Origin of the sequence: Pedobacter sp., from assembly GCF_045628745.1 — a bacterium.
GTDB lineage: Bacteria > Bacteroidota > Bacteroidia > Sphingobacteriales > Sphingobacteriaceae > Pedobacter.
Genome location: NZ_JAZQPU010000005.1, coordinates 1 through 17,583, shown reverse-complemented (window position 1 = coordinate 17,583; position 17,583 = coordinate 1). Strand labels below are relative to the sequence as shown.

Below are 17,583 nucleotides of genomic sequence, written 5' to 3'. Positions count from 1 at the left end.
AAAATAATTTTGTTTTTCAATTGCAAACGCTACTTTTGCAGTCCGATAACAACACATCGGAAACGCATTTGTAGCTCAATTGGATAGAGCATCTCACTACGGATGAGAAGGTTTGGGGTTCGAATCCCTACAAGTGCACAGAAGAGGGGATTTCAGAAATGAGATTCCCTCTTTTTTTTATTCATATATCTGATATTCAGATTCTGCATTTTTTTGAATTGGTTGATTTTTAGGATCAAGTAGTTGTTACACAACTAATTATCTTACAATATAATTTTACATCTTTGCTCATAATCAGGATATTAGATTATGTAAGGTAAAAAGTATATCAAGAAAAATTATTCATTAATTTTCAATTATCCGATTAGGTCCCTGTCAATAACGTACCACAGAAAAGTCTTAGATTTCTCTAGGCTTTTTTGTTTTAATAGTATTTTAATCTCTGTCTAGTCCGTCGGTGTATCCCATCGATTTAAGCCTTTCCTTTATAATCTTATCTATTCTAGCTTTAGTAGTATAAAAAGCAAGAATTTTCAATGAATCTGGTCTGGGAAGTTTAACGAAATTTTCGAAGTCAATTGCTGTTTTATAAATTCTAAGATGACTCAGGGTTTTTAATTTTTCTATACCTGTAAGGGTGGTAAAGGTTTTGCAGTTCAATAGCTTAAAATCTTCTAAATCATTTAGGTTCCGATCAAAGTGTAGTTCCTTTAATTGTATATTGTCTTCAATTTTCAAATTTTTCAATTTTGTAAAGTTGGATATGTTATTGAAACTATTAAAGCCTCGTACCCAAATGATTTCTAAATCCTCAATTTCATTTTTTTCTATCTCCTCTATATTGCTTCGCCCACCTAGGATAATTTTTAAGGTCTTAAGTTCTTTGAGTTTATTAATGAAGTGTAGCGGGACTTTGGAAACCGAATTCAGATTAAGCTGATTCAATTTAAGGAGATCTCCTATTGCATCAATGTTTTTTGTGTGTCCACAAACCATCAGTGTCCTCAAGTTACGATAATTTCTTAGGTGGTCTAAATTAAATGCTTTTGTCCTGGTGTCTGTGAGCATTAAGTATTTAATTTTGTGGAGATTTTGTGCGCCTAAGATTTCGGTTTCTTTTATTTCAAAAACACCAAGTCCAAATCTTTCGAGGTGCATAAGTTTAGTAGCAACAACCTCCAATTTATTAACTTCTAACATGCAGTCCAAAGACAAATATTTTACGTCAGGTATCCTTTCCAGGTTTTTACAGTCGAAGGTATGTCCATAGAACCTGACTCCAAAGTGAGAATCATAGTGTTGACAAAGGTTATTAATCTCATTGAGTAGCTTGTCCGTATAAAGTTTATCAGAAAATTGTACGATGTCGTCCCAACCTGATGTGATCTGTTGTTCGATTAGCTGACAGTCAAGTTCTGTTGGATTTTGGATTCTGTTTTGTAGGATCATGAGCATCACTTTAAGAATCCAAGGTAATCGATCTTAATTCAAAATACAATGAGTATTAAGAATCTGATTTTTTCACGTTGGCTGTATACTGTTTAATTAATGCTGATAAATTCGGTAGCCCCGATTTAATCCAGTTTTTCTTTAAAGCACCTTTTAAGGCAAATTTAACTTCACCATTTTCCAGCTTTGCGAGTAATGTTGGTATTTTTGTTCCGTCATAAAGTTCAATGACTTTAAAAGATGATGTGAAATCGTTGATGAAGCGTAGGTTTTGTTCGTAAACACCTTTAATAGTCGAAGGCTCTACGTAGTGTCCGCCTTCCATTACTCTTTGGCCAACCCTTGCTATGCAATCGCTAATTTTGTCAAGACACAGATAATTTAGTTGGATTTGGTACCTATTATTTTCAAACAAGTCAATGTATCTCCAATAGTCTGGATGCGATAATGGCGTTTCCAGAACAAAGTGTTTATGCTCCCTAATGGCCCTTTTCATTTCTTCTATCAGCTTATCTTCCATCATTCTAGTCGCTCTTAGTAGTAGCTCTGTAGCATTTACTCCGGTCTTAGTTAGTTGCTTCTCGAATTCAATACGGGTATTATCTCTGTCAAATGACCAGATACCGCTAAATGCATCGGGTAACATGGTTTGAATATGCGTTGATTTTCCCGCTCCATTTGGCCCTGAGATGACCAATAAGGTCGGTCTAGAGTAATCCATGTACTTTCCTGACCTGATCTGCTTCGATTTTGGATAAGGTTTTTATAACACGGTATTGAAATATCCTACCTTTTGAGCTTACTTCCTGAAGTTCAATGTGGCCGTCGGCGAATTCCCTGTAAACTTGACCATCAGGCAATTTATCGGAAAGGATTAAAAAAGGAAGGTTTTTGCTGAAGTTTTTTGTACGAAGTGCCTTTATAGTACTCAGATAATGTTCCTTTTTGATTTCGAATTCAACAACTGCGGACATAATTATTTCTTTTATTAGACTATAAATTTACTAATGTAAAAATACGAAACTTATCCCTTAAGTGCAAGGAACCATTGCTTATCAGCCGTAAAGATCCCTACTCGAGATAAGTTCATTTTACTGTATTTGTAATAGGGAAGATTTCGCAGTTTCATCACTAGCAAAATCATCCCATTTTGAGAGATTTTTAAATTTCTATTGTTTCCCCGACTTGTATTTTGTGAATCCAATTTCTGCCCAAATGTTAAATAAAGGCTTATTTGGTCTCCTTTCTTTTTATAATTCCGCTTATACTTTTGCTCGAAATCTCTATTAAGAATTTCGCTATTAAGGTAATTCCTGCAATCAGCTGGTTTAAATTGATTCAAAAGGATAAGACTCATAAGATCATAACCAATCAGTAATTATGCATCTGTAGCAAATCCATCCCACGTACACGACATTAAAATTTTGTAAAATAGTCAGTAGTCAATTTTAACACGCCATGCGGTCACATGCTTGTCGGCTATGGGTGAGTCCACGGTGAGTCCACCATGAGTCCACGGTCAGTCCACGTTTACCCAAACAAAGGGTGGACTCACCGTGGACTCATGGCGCACTCAATGCGCTGTCATAGCAAGCTGTCACCAAGCCGTCACTTAACTATCATCTGTTCCTAACTATCCCCATCTTCACCTCCTTAACCTTAAAATTCCGCACATTCCAATACTAGTCTGACCTCTCAATCTTCAAAATATGTGTTTTATAACCTTTGGCGGAAGAGAGAAACGCTGGAGCTGAAATATTCTCTGCTTACGTACCTTTCGGTAGCCGTAAAATACCAGATCCTCGATCTACTAGACAAAAAACACAGGCGACTGCAGGCTGTTTCCGCCTCGGATCTGGAAAGTGACCTGGAAATTGGTTTATCGCCCTCCGCAGACGATGCTCTACTTGAAAAGGAGTTGTTTGAACGTCTGGAACAGACCGCGACTCCTTCACCAATGTTGCCAATGATGATGCCTGGTGTGAGTGTGTCTTGTTATATAGCTGAATAACAGCCCCTGTTCAGGGCCGCAGTAATAGATATAAAATGATCTTAAAGAAGCCGTATCATCAATTAAAAGATGATGCGGCTTCTTTTTGTCAAATTTTAGTGTGTTAGGTGATGGCCATTGGCGCTGGGTATCGGCAGTCGCTATTGGCATATGCCAATAGAAATTTATAGCCAGCACACCTGCATTGATGATCATTAAAAATCTTGCAATTATTTGCAAGAAAAGCACTAAAATTTAATAATTAAATATTAAGTTGCCAATTAATTATGAATATCTGAATTAAATCTATTAGTTTAGTGGAATAAATTGCTGGCGTAAATACTAGCATAGATAATTGGTTATAGAATATTTAATTGCCTAATGAAGCGGAATTCAGATTTTACGGAACTAGCAGATGATGCACTTATCAATTTGATAAAGTCGCATAATCAGTTAGCTTTTGTATGTATCTACGACCGTTACTGGTCTGAGATGTACGCTTGTGCATTTCATATATTCCCTCACCGCGAAACCTGTGAAGATTTAATACACGATGTTTTTTTGTATCTCTGGACTTCCAGAGAACGGATTGAAATAAAATCGCTTCGAGATTATCTTTACATCGCGATCAAGAACAAATCTTTAAATAAAATCCGGGCACAAAAACATTTGGTAGAATTAACCGAAGACGAGCATGAACAGATCGGTTCAACTTCGAATTCAGAAGAACAAATGATGGTAAAGGAGATCAACACCCTTTTTGAAAGGGGAATGTTGTCTCTTCCAGAGAAATGCAGGGAGATTTTATTTTTAAGCCGCAAAGAGAATTTATCTAACAAGGAAATTGCCTCCCGGCTAAATATAGCACCTAAAACAGTAGAAAACCAGATCAACATTGCACTTCGTAAAATCAGGCTCCTGATGGGAGACTTTCTGTTTTTCTATTTTATTTATTTTTTCTTTGGGTGATCCACCCCTTTGATGTGTCTTTAGATCAAAGCACATGACTAAAATTCTTTTTTGGTGAAAAATACAACTATGCATAAGCATTATAACGAGGCTGACGAAGCACGCATTAGTAAAGCTATTGATGATTTTAAAGAAAGTCCTGTGGGTTGGAATGAAGAAAAAATGGGCCCTGCGCCAGCAATTAAAAATGCGGTGCTCAACAGGTTGTTGGCAAGCATAGATAGAAAGCAAAGCCGTACAATAGTTTTCAAAAAGATCATGACTGCAGCGGCTTCAGTTGTTTTGGTGATGGGTTTAGTATGGCTTTGCCTGAGCTATAAAAACAGTTTTTTTGCTCCAGCAAACATCATTGTTAAAACCAAAAGAAATGAAGTTAAAAAGGTGCTCCTTAGCGATGGATCGATCGTGTGGCTTAATGGCAACAGTACTTTAAGTTATCCGGAAACATTCAATGAAGCAAAGCGAAAAGTAGACCTGATAGAAGGGGAGGCATTTTTTGATATTCACCACAATGCGAAACAACCATTCCAGGTAAAGGCAGGTAAAACCTTAACCAATGTATTGGGAACCGCTTTTAACATCAGTTCATACGCCTGGCTTAATAAAATCAGTGTAACCGTGGCTCGTGGAAAAGTAGCGGTAAATAATGCCTTATTGTTACCTAATCAGCAATTGCTTTACACTAAAGCCTCGGGTAAGCTGGAGCGTAAAAATGTTACTGCGGCTTACGTAACTTCATGGATGAAACGTGAGCTTTCATTTAACGATGAAGATTTTAAAACGGTAGCGGCTAAAATTGAAGATAAATTCAATGTTAAAATCAGTTTTGCCAACAGGAATATGTTGCGTATGCGGATTACTGCAAAATTTGAAACTACAGATAACCTGAACGAAATTCTTGATGCCCTTTCAATGACGATGGGTCTAAATTATAAGGTTAACAACCATCATATTTTAATAACACACTAAACAACTCAAACAACCAACCGACCAAACTAAACTGCTATGCCTATGATGAAATAATTACTTCAACTACCGCCAAAAAAAGGAACCGAAATATAAATATTCCGATTCCATGATGTTGTCAGAAGCGTAACGCCAATCACCTGTCTGGCAGTCATCCTATGTCTTTTAAAATCTAAAAAAAAACATATTCAAAGGTATGAAATTATATATATATAGCATCTGCTGTATGGCCGCTGCTTTGTTACTGCTTACCACACCTTTAAAAGCACAACAAACTAAGCCTGAAAAAGTTGATGTTGATTTTACCAATATCCCATTAAAACAAGCTCTGGACATTCTGCAAAAGAAAAGTACTTACAATTTTATTTTTAGCGAAGAACTGGTAAGTCCTTATATGGTAAGCCTAAAAGCAAAAGGTATTACTGTAGAAGCAGCAATGGACAAATTGATCAGCAAAACAAAGCTCGATTACCTGATCAAAGATTATAAAATTATTATCAGGAAAAAGACGACAAAGCCAGAGGCTGGTCCTCCTTCTAAGTCAATGCCCATGACATCTATGAGCAGTGCAATGCCCCCTGAAAGGATTAAAGGTAAGGTGTTGAACAAAGAAGATAATGCTATAGCAGGGGTAAGTGTAAAAGTTAAGGACTTCGATGCTGTTGTAACTAAGACCAATGTTAATGGTGAATATACACTTACTATTCCTGAAAAAGCCACAGCTCTCATCTTTAGCCACTTAAACTTTGCAACCAAAGAGGTAAAGATAGGCAATTCAAGGGAAATGAATGTGGCCTTGACAGAATTAGAAAATGACCTTGATGATGTAGTGGTAACAGGTGTTTTTACCCGTAAAGCAGAAAGCTTTACCGGTTCGGCATCTACATTTACACAACAGCAACTTCGTACTGTAGGTAATCAAAACCTGATCCAGAGTCTTAAAATGCTTGATCCTTCTTTTATACAAATTGAAAATCTTGCTGCAGGATCTGACCCAAACGTACTGCCTGATTTGCAAATCAGGGGTGCAAATACTTTACCGGGGTTAAAAGGCGAATATGCTAATAACCCAAATATGCCTTTATTTGTGTTGGATGGTTTTGAAACCAACCTGCAAAAAATCTATGACCTGGATATGAACAGGGTAGCTTCGGTCACTATTTTAAAGGATGCTGCTGCAAAAGCTATTTATGGTTCAAGAGCTGCCAACGGGGTAGTTGTTGTAGAAACTAAACGCCCAGAAATGGGTAAACTGAGACTAAGCTATAACGCTGATTTCAACATCACTACGCCAGATTTGACGAGTTATGATTTAACCAATTCGGCAGAGAAACTCCAGGTAGAATTAAACTCAGGCAGGTATACCACCACTGCGCTTTATGCAGATCAATTGTTAAAAGAACAATACAACAGAACCTATATTGAAATTGCAAGAGGTGTAGATACCTACTGGCTCTCGCAGCCGGTAAATGTGGGTATAGGGCAAAAACACAACTTGTCTTTAGAAGGTGGAGATCCTTTTTTAAGGTATGGTGCTGATTTTACGTACAACAACATTTCGGGTGCCATGAAAGAATCTGGCCGTAAAACCCTTTCAGGAAATGTTTACCTTTCTTACAGAGTGAGTAACTTCTTGTTTCGTAACACGCTGACTGTTACCGGAAATAAAGCGTATGACTCACCGTATGGATCTTTTGCCAGCTATTCCAGGCTTAATCCTTACTGGTCACCTTTTGATGCAAATGGAAATATCCAAAAAGTACTTGGTACCTATGATTCTGGATCAGGCACTCCGATTACCTATTACAATCCTATGTATAACGCGACTTTAGGGACTAAAAACTTTGCAAATTATACAGACATTACCAATAATTTTCAAACTGAATGGTCACTTACAAAGGCTTTGAAAATGATTGGCCGTTTTGGGTATACGCAAAAGCAAACTAAACGCGAAGATTTTTACCCTGCCAACCATACCCGTTATGCAGAATATGCGGAAGAAGATTTCTTTAAAAGGGGAGATTATGCCATTACCGACGGACAGGACGGATCTATCAAAGCAGATGTTACGCTAAACTATTCTAAATTGCTGGGAAAACACCTGTTTTATGTAAACGGGGGATGGAACCTTTATGAAACCAACAGTGAAACACACGGTTTTCAGGCACAGGGTTTTTTGAACGATAAGGTAGAAAGCATCAATTTTGCCAAACAATATCTTGAAAATGGACGCCCATCAGGGTCTGATGCCCTTAGCCGCGAAACGGGTTTGCTTTCAGCATTGAACTATTCTTATGATGAGCGTTTTCTAGCAGATTTAACCTTTAGAAGACAGGCTTCCAGTGTTTTTGGTGCCAACAACAGGTGGGGAAATTTTTGGTCTGCAGGTATAGGCTGGAACATCCATAAAGAAGCTTTTTTGAAAGATGCCCAATGGATGGATCAGTTTAAATTAAGGGCCTCAACAGGATATACCGGAAGTCAGAATTTTAGTCCTTACCAGGCTATGGCTACGTATAACTATTATACCGATACTTATTACGACAATATAGTGGGTGCCAAACTTATGGGCTTGGCCAATGAATCTCTTCAATGGCAACAAACACAAGATTACAATGTTGGTGTAGACTTTCAGGTGTTTAAAAGATTGAACATGAGGGTTGATTATTACATCAGCACCACTAAAAACCTGCTGACAGATTTTCCTTTACCGGGTTCTGTAGGATTTAGCACCGTAAAAGGTAATCTGGGTGAACTTAGAAATACAGGCATAGATGCTGTAATGAGCTACAAAGTTTTCAATGACCTGGCTACAGCAAGTTTTTTAAACTTATTTGTGAATGTTAGTGCCAATAAAAATAAACTGATTAAAATTTCTGATGCTTTAAACAGTTTGAATGAAGAAAATGAAGCCGCAAGAGGGAGTTCTACAAAACCTTTTATCAGGTATAAAGAAGGGCAATCAACAACTGCTATTTATGCAGTGCCTTCATTGGGTATTGATCCAATTACGGGTAATGAAATTTACCTGACTTCAATCGGAGAAATGACTTATGTATGGAATCCAAATGACCAGGTAGTGGTTGGTGAATCTACACCTAAGCTCCGCGGAAGTTTTGGTTTTAATGCACAATATAAAGGCTGGGGCCTTAACTGTGGGTTTATGTACAAACTTGGCGGGCAATATTACAACCAAACACTGGTAGACAGGGTAGAGAATGTAGACATTGCTTACAACGTTGACCGCAGGGTATTTACCAGCACATGGACACAGCCAGGTGATGAGGTGTTTTTTAAACGGATCAAATCTTTGCCCAGCCGTACAAATCCAAGCTCGCGTTTTATACAAGAATTTAATGAACTGCAATTGAGCTCGCTGAACCTTTCTTACGATTTTAGAAATACTGCCTTCTTAAAACGCACAGGGATGGAGCGGGTGAGGGTAACCTTCTTCACCAATGACATAGCCAGAATATCTTCTGTGAAAGCTGAACGAGGACTGGACTTTCCTTTTGCAAGAACTTATTCCTGCTCTTTGCAGGCTACATTTTAATACAATACAGAGATGAAAAGATATTTAAAATTCGTTTTAATTGCGTTGCCAATAGTCTTGTTTTCATGCAATAAATGGCTTGATGTAGAGCCTAAATCGCAGGTGCGCGACAGCGATCTGTTCTCTACAGAAAGTGGATTTAAAGAAGCCCTTGCGGGTGTGTATAGTTCCCTAACTTACGAGCCTTTGTATGGTCGGGAAATGACTTTCGGTTTAATGGGTGTTTTAGCCTACGAATGGGATTCGCAACCTACCCCGTATGATGCGGACAAAATTTACACCTATTCTGCTAACCAAATTTCCTTGAATCGTATTGATGCCATTTGGAATGGATTATACAATTCGGTTGTCAATACCAATAAATTGCTCGAAGAAATTGACGAAAAGAAGTCAGTATTTAGCGGTGATAATTATAACATCATTAAAGGTGAGGCACTTGCCCTTCGTGCTTTTATCCATTTTGATTTGCTGCGTGTTTTTGGCGCCAGTTATGAAGAAAACGCTCAAAAAATTGCTATTCCTTATTATAAAAATACAGGTAGTGAAATTGCTCCGCAGTTGAGTGTATCTGCAGTAATTGATTTAGCTATAGCAGATTTGAACGAAGCTGCAGAACTGTTAAAAGTTGACCCAATGGTTACCGGTAAAACATTAACAACTTTAGATGATAGTGGTTATTTACTTAACAGAAAGTTGCATTTAAATTATTATGCAGTAAAAGGTTTGCTCGCCAGAATTTACCTGTATAAGAAGGATAGCCTGAAAGCACTGGAAAATGCAAAAGTGGTCATTAATGCCAGTAAATTCGACTGGATTTTGCAGACTGCCCTTAACAACAAAACCCAGGCAGATCTAACCTTTTCCACTGAACATCTTTTTGCACTGAACGTAGTTCGGTTAAAAACAATTTTTGACAACTCATTTACCGCTACAGGTAATAGCGTATTTAGCCTTTCCCCGGCTACAAAGGCAGAGTATTATCAAAATTCGGCTGAAGATTACAGGTATTTAAATTGGTTTGATATGACTGCCGCCGGGTTCAATTTTTTCAATAAGTATAATCAGCTGGAAAGTACGGCATGGCCACAGGCTTACCGCAATAGAATGCCCATGATTAAAATTTCAGAAATGTATTTTATTGCTGCAGAAGCACAAAAAAGCACCAATATAACTGAAGCGGCAACTATGATCAATACAGTTAGGTTACACCGCGGATTAACGGCAACGACCATTAGTGCTGCAAACTTTGATGCAGTGCTGTTACAGGAATTCAGAAAAGAATTTATTGGAGAAGGACAGCTTTTCTTTTACCACAAAAGAAAAAATAATGCGGCCATTCCAAGGGCAGCAGGACTGGATTTGATTGCACTTAAAGGATATAAATTGCCCATTCCGGTAAGTGAATTTAGTAATGCCCCGGGCAGAGTTGACAACAGATAAAAAGCATCATCATGAAACGTAAATTACTATATATAGCTTGCATAGTGCTGCTATGGTGTTCCTGCAAAAAATCAGAAGAACTGGTTTTCCCACAGGAATTTAATGCACTGAACATCTGGCTAGGGACAGACCCACAGAAGCCCGACAGCCTGACCTATAATTATGCGTTTAAGTCTTTGAATGACATGGATACCATTAGTTTTTCTGTGCGCCTTACCGGTTTACCATCTGCTGTAGACAGGGAGTTTCAACTGAAAGCTATTGGCGGAGATACCTTGAGGATTAAAAAGGATGTGCATTATGTGTTTCCAAAATATGTTCTTAAAGCGAATACTTATGCTGCGGTTTTTCCTATTTACTTTAAACGTACGTCTGAATTTAAAAACAAGGAAGGTAAAATCATCTTTGGTTTAAAAGAGAATGACACCTTTAAAAAAGGAATTGCCGAGCTCTCTGATATGATCGTGATCTTAAAAGATCAGTTTTCGAAACCAGACAACTGGGACACTCATCCTGCTCCTTTTCGTTCCCTGGCTTCGTTTTTCGGGACTTACAGCGAAGTGAAATTCCAGTTTATTACCACTGCAATTGGCCTTCCGCCGACCTTTAAAGTACGCTATACAGGTGTGGCCCTACCACCTTCTGAAATCAGTTATACCCAAGCTCAGTATTATCAAAACAGGTGCAAAATAGAACTGGTTAATTACAACCTGGCACATCCCGGTAAACCACTTAGAAATGAGTATGATGAGTTGGTTACTTTTCCTAATTAATTTATTTAAAGGCTATTAATTTATATCATGAAAATATACAGTTTTAAATTCCTGACTCTGATCCTGCTCATGACAGGTTTGATGGCATCCTGCTCAAAGGATAAGGGAAATTATACCTATGAGATATTAGATCCATTAGCAATCAATGTCACTAACATTGCTTCAACATACTCCATGCTACGGTATGAATACTTGGATATCAAACCTGTGGTCACCTATAAGGGAGAGGTGGTAAACCCTGAAAAACCGCAGTTTCCTGAACTTAGTTTCAGCTGGGAAATGTATCCTTCACAGGCTTACGGCACAATAGTAGAAAGACATACCCTGGCCAATACGCCAGAGCTGCATTATCAAATGACGGAGAAGGAGCTGACCTGGGAAGTGTTGTTTACGGTTACAAACACCAATACGGGCGTCAAAAGCTTTGCCAAATTTAGTGCTGCTATTACCCCTGCTCTTGCTGAAGGATGGATGGTGCTCTATGAAAAAAACGGCAATACAGATGTTGGGATCATCGCCAATAATGAAATTTCTAAGGCTGCTACTACAGAGAAGCTGTTTCTTGACCTGTATGCAAATTCCAATGGTGCGCCTTTGGCAGGAACGCCTGGTTCTATCGTGTATTCTAAATCTAATTTCCCAACTACGGTTAGTTTGTATGTACAAAGCAGTAAAGATATTGCTGATGTAAGTACCAGTACCTTTCAGAAAATTAGTGATGTGAATAAAGGCATATTCTGGTCTAAACCGGCTAGCATTGCACCATCATTTATGGTGACAACAGAAGGCAGAAAGGACTTTTTAATCAATAACAATAAACTTCATTCAGTAGATTATACAATTATTGCAACTGGAGACCGGGCTTTTGGTGATGCCCTTGGCGGAAACCACGGCGCACTTGCTCCATGGCTATCTGTGGGACCGGCTGCTGCGTTTGATGTGATTGCCTATGACCAGACCAATAAAAAATTCCTGAAAGTGGCAGCGCGTGGATCTGAACTTGTTCCCTTTGCCACAGTTCAGAAAGATGCAAACTTTGATGTGAACAATGTGGGCCTGGAATTGATGTTTAGTGACATAGGATGGAACAACTGGGATTATTTCGTGATGAAAGATAATGCTGCAAATCCGGTTAAATATTACATGTTATCTGCAAATTTTAAAGGTGGAGAGATTGCTAAAATTGGTCAGTATAAATATGATATGAGCAATTGCCCTGAAATAGGCGCTATCAATTCAATGACGACCGGTTATCTCGGTGAGATTGTTTACTACAGTGCAAATAACCACTTATACCAGTATAAATATACTCCAGGTATAACAGATCTCCTGTGGACTGCTCCGTCTGGTGAGAAAATCACCAACATTACCTTACAGAAGTACAGCAATACTAACCGTGGACTAGGTGCATTATACGACCCTAAAAATTTATGTAAAATTTTGTATTTGGCTACTTATAATGAAAGCTCCAAAATAGGAACCGTATACCAGATGGAGGTAAACCCTACCAGTGGTGCTATCATTGCTGGAACAGAAAAAAAATATACAGGATTTGGGAAAGTTAAATCGATGGCCTGGAAACTTGGTGTTAAATAATCAATCTTAAAAAGAAACATAAAAAATAATGAAACATACATTAACATTTACATTAGTCCTGGCCTGCTCCTCTTTGGTGAGTATGGCACAGGGAAACTATACCATTAAAGGAAATTTAAAGGGGCAGGGAAATGAGAGAATTATGGTAAAAGGCACTGAGGGACTAATTACTGTAGAGGCTAAAAACAATGTGTTTGAATTAACAGGCCAGGCAGGTGATGAGCCTTTTGTGACTTCGGTAAATACGGGAATTGACCGTAACCTTTATTTGGGTGGGGGCAAAACAGGTATGTATCAGCCGCCCTTGCCACTTGAGATTGTATTGACTAAAGGGGCAAACCTAACCATTACAGGTTCAGCACTAGACCTTAATTTAGCTTCAGTAACCGGTGATGCATTGAATGACAGCTTTACAGCATTTCGCAAAGCCGAAGAGACCTTAACCAAACAAATGTCTGGTTTACAGAAAGAGATGGTCGAATCCAGAATAATGGGGATTAAAGACGCAATGAATGAAATTGCCCCGAAAATGATGGAGAATAGGAAAGCCCTTTCGGCATCAAGAAAGAAATTTATTAAAGAACATCCTGATGCTTTTGCAAGTGTTTACTATTTGTCTATGACAGCAAGGGATTATAGTGCTGCAGAGCTTGAGGTTGCCTATAAAGGCCTGGGATCAACCTATAAAAATACCAGCTATGCAAAAGGTATTGAGGCTAAAATTGAGTCGCAAAAAATTATTGAGGCTGGGGGACCTGCACCTGATTTTACCAAACCTGATGTAAACGGTAAGCCTGTAAGTCTATCACAGTTTAGAGGAAAATATGTACTGCTTGATTTCTGGGGGAGCTGGTGTGCCCCATGCCGGGCTGCTAACCCTCGTTTAAAAGAACTTTACGCGATGTATGCTGCTAAAGGATTCGAAATTTTGGGTATTTCTAGTGAGAAAGTGAGCGGACAAGCACAAGCAGAAAAAATGTGGAAAGAGGCTATAGAAAAAGATGGGCTAACCTGGACCAATGTTTTGAATAATGAGGTATCTATGAAACAGGATTTGGTTCAATTGTATGGTATTGAAGGCTATCCTACTCAAATTTTATTAGATAAAGAGGGTAAGATTATCGCCCGCTGGATGGGTGCGGGTAAACAACTTGACGATAAATTAAATTCAATTTTTAACAATAAATAAGATGTTGAGTATATTCAAAAACGTGGCAGTATATGCATTGCTGGCAGGATTGATTGGAGGGGGATATCCCTCCGCTTCCGCACAAGTAAGCAAAGACATCACCATTAAGGGTAAAGTTAGCTTTCTGAATCCGGAAACCTTTAAAAAGTACAACATGGTATGGTTGTATAATGGGATTGGTAAGGGTAAAAAAGCTGTTGATTCTGTAAAAGTTAATACTGATGGTACTTTTAGTTTAAAGGTTAAAGCAAATGCATCAGGTTTGTATCAATTGGATATTTTAAAGTGGCAAACTGCAGCTTTCTGGTCTGATGCTGATGTAAATATCAATGCCCGGGGTTATGATACGGCAAGTAACAAAAGCAAGAATTCTGGTTTTGTGGAAGTTGTAAGTAAATCATCGCGTACGCAGCTGATCAATACAGCCCTGTACCAAAAATATGTGGGAGATACAGAAATGGATCTACTGAGTAGAGAATTGCTGACTGCCAGAAATTACATGAAGAAAGATACCTCCTGGTTTACTTACCTGAGAACAAATGGATTGATCAGGCAAAAGGTTGATTTTGAAAACTTAAGGCTTAAGCAGCTCATTAGCGCTAATTCAAGCAATCCCGCATCAGTATATTTGCTAAGTATGCTTTCGACAGATAAAGAAACAGGCTTTTTCTCCACTCAACTTGCTAAGTTGATTGAACAATATCCTCAGCTTGAAGAAGCCAAACAACTCAAAAAAGAGTTTATGGCCCAAAGTGCTATCAAAAATGCTTTGAATAAGGGTAGTGTAATACCTCATATTGCTTACAATGATCCTAATGGGAAACCCGTAGATATCAATTCCTTTAAAGGGAAGTATGTACTAATTGATTTTTGGGCAAGCTGGTGCGGTCCATGCCGAAAAGCTATACCAGAAATTAAGGAGCTTTACAGTACTTACAACGCAAGCGGTTTCGAAGTATTAAGTGTATCTGTCGATACCGATAATGCAGCATGGAGAAAGGCCATGTCTGAAGAAAATATGCCCTGGGCACAAGTACTCAGCCCTGATAAAAATAAAACAATGGCTAATTTTATGATCATTGGTATCCCTACACTTTTTCTGATAGACAGGGAAGGGAAAATCGTTGAAAAGTATACCGGTTACAGTACAAAGTTGAAATTGCAACTTGAAGAAATTTTCAAGAAGCATCTCTAATTTTTTATTATAAGAGGCGCCCTTTATATAATGGCGCCTTTTTTTTATAATCAACCAATGAACATCATTCGTCCGGGCAAAATTGTGCCCTTATTTTTTATATACTTATTTTGCTTTGTATTTGAAGGGTATGCGCAGCAATCTTTTGATGCAAAACGTATAGAAGCAGCTACTTCAGCAGTGATTAAAAAAGCCTATCCCGCATGTGTGCGTTTATGGGGCTTCGATACCGTCAAAAAAGTACAAAACAGTGCTCAATTTACCGGGGTTGTCGTAACCGGCGAAGGACATATTCTTACTGCTGCTCATGCCATATTACCGGGTAAAATTTACCTCGTTAATTTTCCTGATGGAAGAACTGCAGTTGCTAAAGGAATGGGAAGAATTGCTTCTGAAACGCAGGGCAGGCCCGACATAGCTATGGTTAAAATAATAACGAAAGGAATTTGGCCATCTGCAGAAATAGGCTGGTCTTCTTCATTGAAAATCAATAGCATGTGTGTGAGCATAGGCTATCCAACAACACTGAACCAAAAATTACCTTCTATAAGATTTGGCCGCATTAGCCGCCTTACTGATTTCTGGGGATTTATGGTGTCTACCTGTTTGATGGAACCTGGTGATTCTGGAGGCCCATTGTTTGACGATCAGGGACGTGTTGTGGGCATCCATAGTCGCATTGATGTAGATGAAAAAATAAATTATGAAATTCCAGTGGATATTTTCAGGAAATATTGGACTGCTTTAAACGAGGCTAAGGATTATAAAACTTTGCCTACGAAAGAAGATACTTTTAAACCTGATCCGCAAGAAAAGACTATACAGCCTATTGCAGAATTGGAAAATATGGAAAAGCAGTTGAACAAACTAGCTTTAAATTTCAATGGCAGCTGTTTAAAAATCAGCAGTAATTTAAAGGGGCTACCACAGCAGGCATATGGTACTGTTTTATCGTTAGATTTTAAAGTCTCCAATCCTAAATTTAAGTCAGGATCCTTTTTAGTCAGTAAAAATTCACTGATAGGCAATGATGTGTATGTTGATAACGGTGAAGCGAAGAATCTTAATCTAGTTGTTGTGTCCAGAGATACAGAAAATGATTTAATCCTTTTATACGTTGCTGCCAAGCTAAAGTTTGGGGTCAAATTAAAAAATTTAGCCGATACCACTTCGCTTAAGTTCAATGAGCTCGGCAAATTTCTTTTATCTGCATTGCCCCAACAATACAGTAGCATAAGTGTTTTGGGCAGTACTTATTTTGGTTTGGATAAGAAGTTTAGCTCGGGCTTTTTTGGTGCTTCAGCCACTTTCATCAATAAACAAATTGTGCTGACACGTATTGCCCGTGGAAGTCCGGCAGAAACAGCTGGGTTGTTATTGCAAGACCAGATAACCGGAATTAACGGAACGTCTATATCTCTTCCACCTGATTATGGCAGGGAAATTATGAAATATAATCCGGGCGATACCATACATATTGAGGGTATAAGGAACAGTGTTTCATATCGTTTACCTGTTATACTTACTGCAATGCCCACAATGGGAAATCATCCTGCTGATCATTTCGTGGGAGGGAAAAGTAGCAGACGTGATGGATTTAAAGCTGTTTTTACGCATGATGCCGTTATTAAACCAGAAGAGTGTGGTGGACCAGTGTTTGACCTGGAGGGAAAATTCTATGGGATAAATGTCGCGAGATTCAGCAGAACCTCAAGTTTAGTCCTATCTCCTCAAGTGATTTCCGGGTTCGTCCTTAAAAGCTTACAATAATTTAGATAAAGCACGCAGTGGGCTAAAGGAATGACAAGCTCATAAAAATGCCCCCAAAATTTGTTTAAAGTTTGGGGGCATTTTTATGTTTAAGCAAAACCTTATAAAGCTGTCTTTTTATTTAGATTGGAATCTTTGTACTGTTTAATGATGAATTCCCGCCGGTGCTGTATCTATTAAATATTTCAGCTCATGCACTGGCCTTTCTATTTCAAAAGGAATTGGGCGCTGACTGAACTGCTGAAAATAAAGCAAACATGCGTCTTTCCATATTTGAGCATCCTGACTCTGGCGCCTTAATTTACTTTGTATGTCGGTAAAACGTTGCTGATCAACATACGGTTGAACCTTATCCCATGTTTTTTGAAAGTCACGTACCTGGTTTACGCCATAGTCATATTTATAACATAACTCATCCCATAAGATGCGTCCACTCTTCATTTTAAAATCCCAAGGTAGGCGATGAAACCATAGCAAATACATTTCAGGACAAGTTTCAATATCATTAAGCTGTGAAGCCAAAGGTTCATGGTATTGACTGATGGCATTACTGCCTGTGCTAGTCCGATTAAAGCCTATTCCATTTACATCAGCTTTGTGGTAATATACAGAGGTCCAGTCTGCTCTAAGTTTTGGATTGGCAAACCATGGCGCAGGACCATAGTGGTGATTTTCGACAAAGATATGGTGCAG

Annotated in this window: 13 protein-coding genes, 1 tRNA gene and 1 pseudogene; 11 read left to right on the top strand and 4 right to left on the bottom strand. The window is 38.4% G+C overall.

What is annotated here, in order from left to right:
- The first annotated feature begins 64 nt into the window (after positions 1–64).
- Positions 65–138 (top strand) — tRNA-Arg (locus tag ACR2F7_RS00355).
- A 297-nt stretch (positions 139–435) separates the two neighbouring features.
- Here ACR2F7_RS00355 and ACR2F7_RS00350 read toward each other — a convergent pair.
- From ACR2F7_RS00350 to ACR2F7_RS00340, 3 genes are read right to left on the bottom strand one after another with little or no spacing between them, the layout of a single operon-like run.
- The gene (locus tag ACR2F7_RS00350; protein ID WP_432711625.1) at positions 436–1,449 is read right to left on the bottom strand and encodes a hypothetical protein; all 1,014 of its coding nucleotides are present in this window, start codon (positions 1,447–1,449) and stop codon (positions 436–438) included.
- Positions 1,450–1,504: 55 nt separating this feature from the next.
- Positions 1,505–2,170: a zeta toxin family protein gene (locus ACR2F7_RS00345; RefSeq protein WP_432711624.1), complete on the bottom strand. Its 666-nt coding sequence runs from the start codon at positions 2,168–2,170 to the stop codon at positions 1,505–1,507.
- A complete protein-coding gene (locus ACR2F7_RS00340) occupies positions 2,157–2,423 on the bottom strand; it encodes a hypothetical protein (RefSeq protein ID WP_432711623.1) in 267 nt (88 codons plus the stop codon). Before ACR2F7_RS00340 ends, ACR2F7_RS00345 begins: the two co-directional genes overlap by 14 nt.
- A gap of 737 nt (positions 2,424–3,160) precedes the next feature.
- On the opposite strand from ACR2F7_RS00340, the gene ACR2F7_RS00335 reads away from it, so the two are divergent.
- From ACR2F7_RS00335 to ACR2F7_RS00290, 10 genes are all read left to right on the top strand, one after another.
- The gene (locus ACR2F7_RS00335; protein ID WP_432711622.1) at positions 3,161–3,460 is read left to right on the top strand and encodes a hypothetical protein; all 300 of its coding nucleotides are present in this window, start codon (positions 3,161–3,163) and stop codon (positions 3,458–3,460) included.
- Positions 3,461–3,820: 360 nt separating this feature from the next.
- Positions 3,821–4,408 carry an RNA polymerase sigma-70 factor gene (locus ACR2F7_RS00330; protein WP_432711621.1) on the top strand — a complete coding sequence of 196 codons (588 nt, stop codon included), beginning with the start codon at positions 3,821–3,823 and terminating at the stop codon, positions 4,406–4,408.
- Positions 4,409–4,462: 54 nt separating this feature from the next.
- Positions 4,463–5,377: a FecR family protein gene (locus ACR2F7_RS00325; protein WP_432711620.1), complete on the top strand. Its 915-nt coding sequence runs from the start codon at positions 4,463–4,465 to the stop codon at positions 5,375–5,377.
- A 193-nt stretch (positions 5,378–5,570) separates the two neighbouring features.
- Positions 5,571–8,927, top strand: a complete 3,357-nt coding sequence (locus ACR2F7_RS00320; protein ID WP_432711619.1) for a SusC/RagA family TonB-linked outer membrane protein — start codon at positions 5,571–5,573, stop codon at positions 8,925–8,927.
- A 12-nt stretch (positions 8,928–8,939) separates the two neighbouring features.
- A complete protein-coding gene (locus ACR2F7_RS00315) occupies positions 8,940–10,367 on the top strand; it encodes a RagB/SusD family nutrient uptake outer membrane protein (RefSeq protein WP_432711618.1) in 1,428 nt (475 codons plus the stop codon).
- Positions 10,368–10,378: 11 nt separating this feature from the next.
- Positions 10,379–11,140: a DUF4843 domain-containing protein gene (locus ACR2F7_RS00310; RefSeq protein WP_432711617.1), complete on the top strand. Its 762-nt coding sequence runs from the start codon at positions 10,379–10,381 to the stop codon at positions 11,138–11,140.
- A gap of 27 nt (positions 11,141–11,167) precedes the next feature.
- Positions 11,168–12,736 (top strand): PKD-like family lipoprotein, encoded by a 1,569-nt coding sequence (locus tag ACR2F7_RS00305; RefSeq protein WP_432711616.1) that lies wholly within the window; start codon positions 11,168–11,170, stop codon positions 12,734–12,736.
- A gap of 28 nt (positions 12,737–12,764) precedes the next feature.
- Positions 12,765–13,925, top strand: a complete 1,161-nt coding sequence (locus ACR2F7_RS00300; protein WP_432711615.1) for a redoxin domain-containing protein — start codon at positions 12,765–12,767, stop codon at positions 13,923–13,925.
- 1 nt (position 13,926) lies between these two features.
- Positions 13,927–15,120 carry a TlpA family protein disulfide reductase gene (locus ACR2F7_RS00295; RefSeq protein WP_432711614.1) on the top strand — a complete coding sequence of 398 codons (1,194 nt, stop codon included), beginning with the start codon at positions 13,927–13,929 and terminating at the stop codon, positions 15,118–15,120.
- A gap of 57 nt (positions 15,121–15,177) precedes the next feature.
- Positions 15,178–16,890, top strand: a complete 1,713-nt coding sequence (locus ACR2F7_RS00290) for a trypsin-like peptidase domain-containing protein (protein WP_432711613.1) — start codon at positions 15,178–15,180, stop codon at positions 16,888–16,890.
- Positions 16,891–17,034: 144 nt separating this feature from the next.
- On the opposite strand, the pseudogene ACR2F7_RS00285 reads toward ACR2F7_RS00290, so the two are convergent.
- A pseudogene (locus ACR2F7_RS00285) lies at positions 17,035–17,583 on the bottom strand (alpha-glucuronidase); the annotation flags it as partial.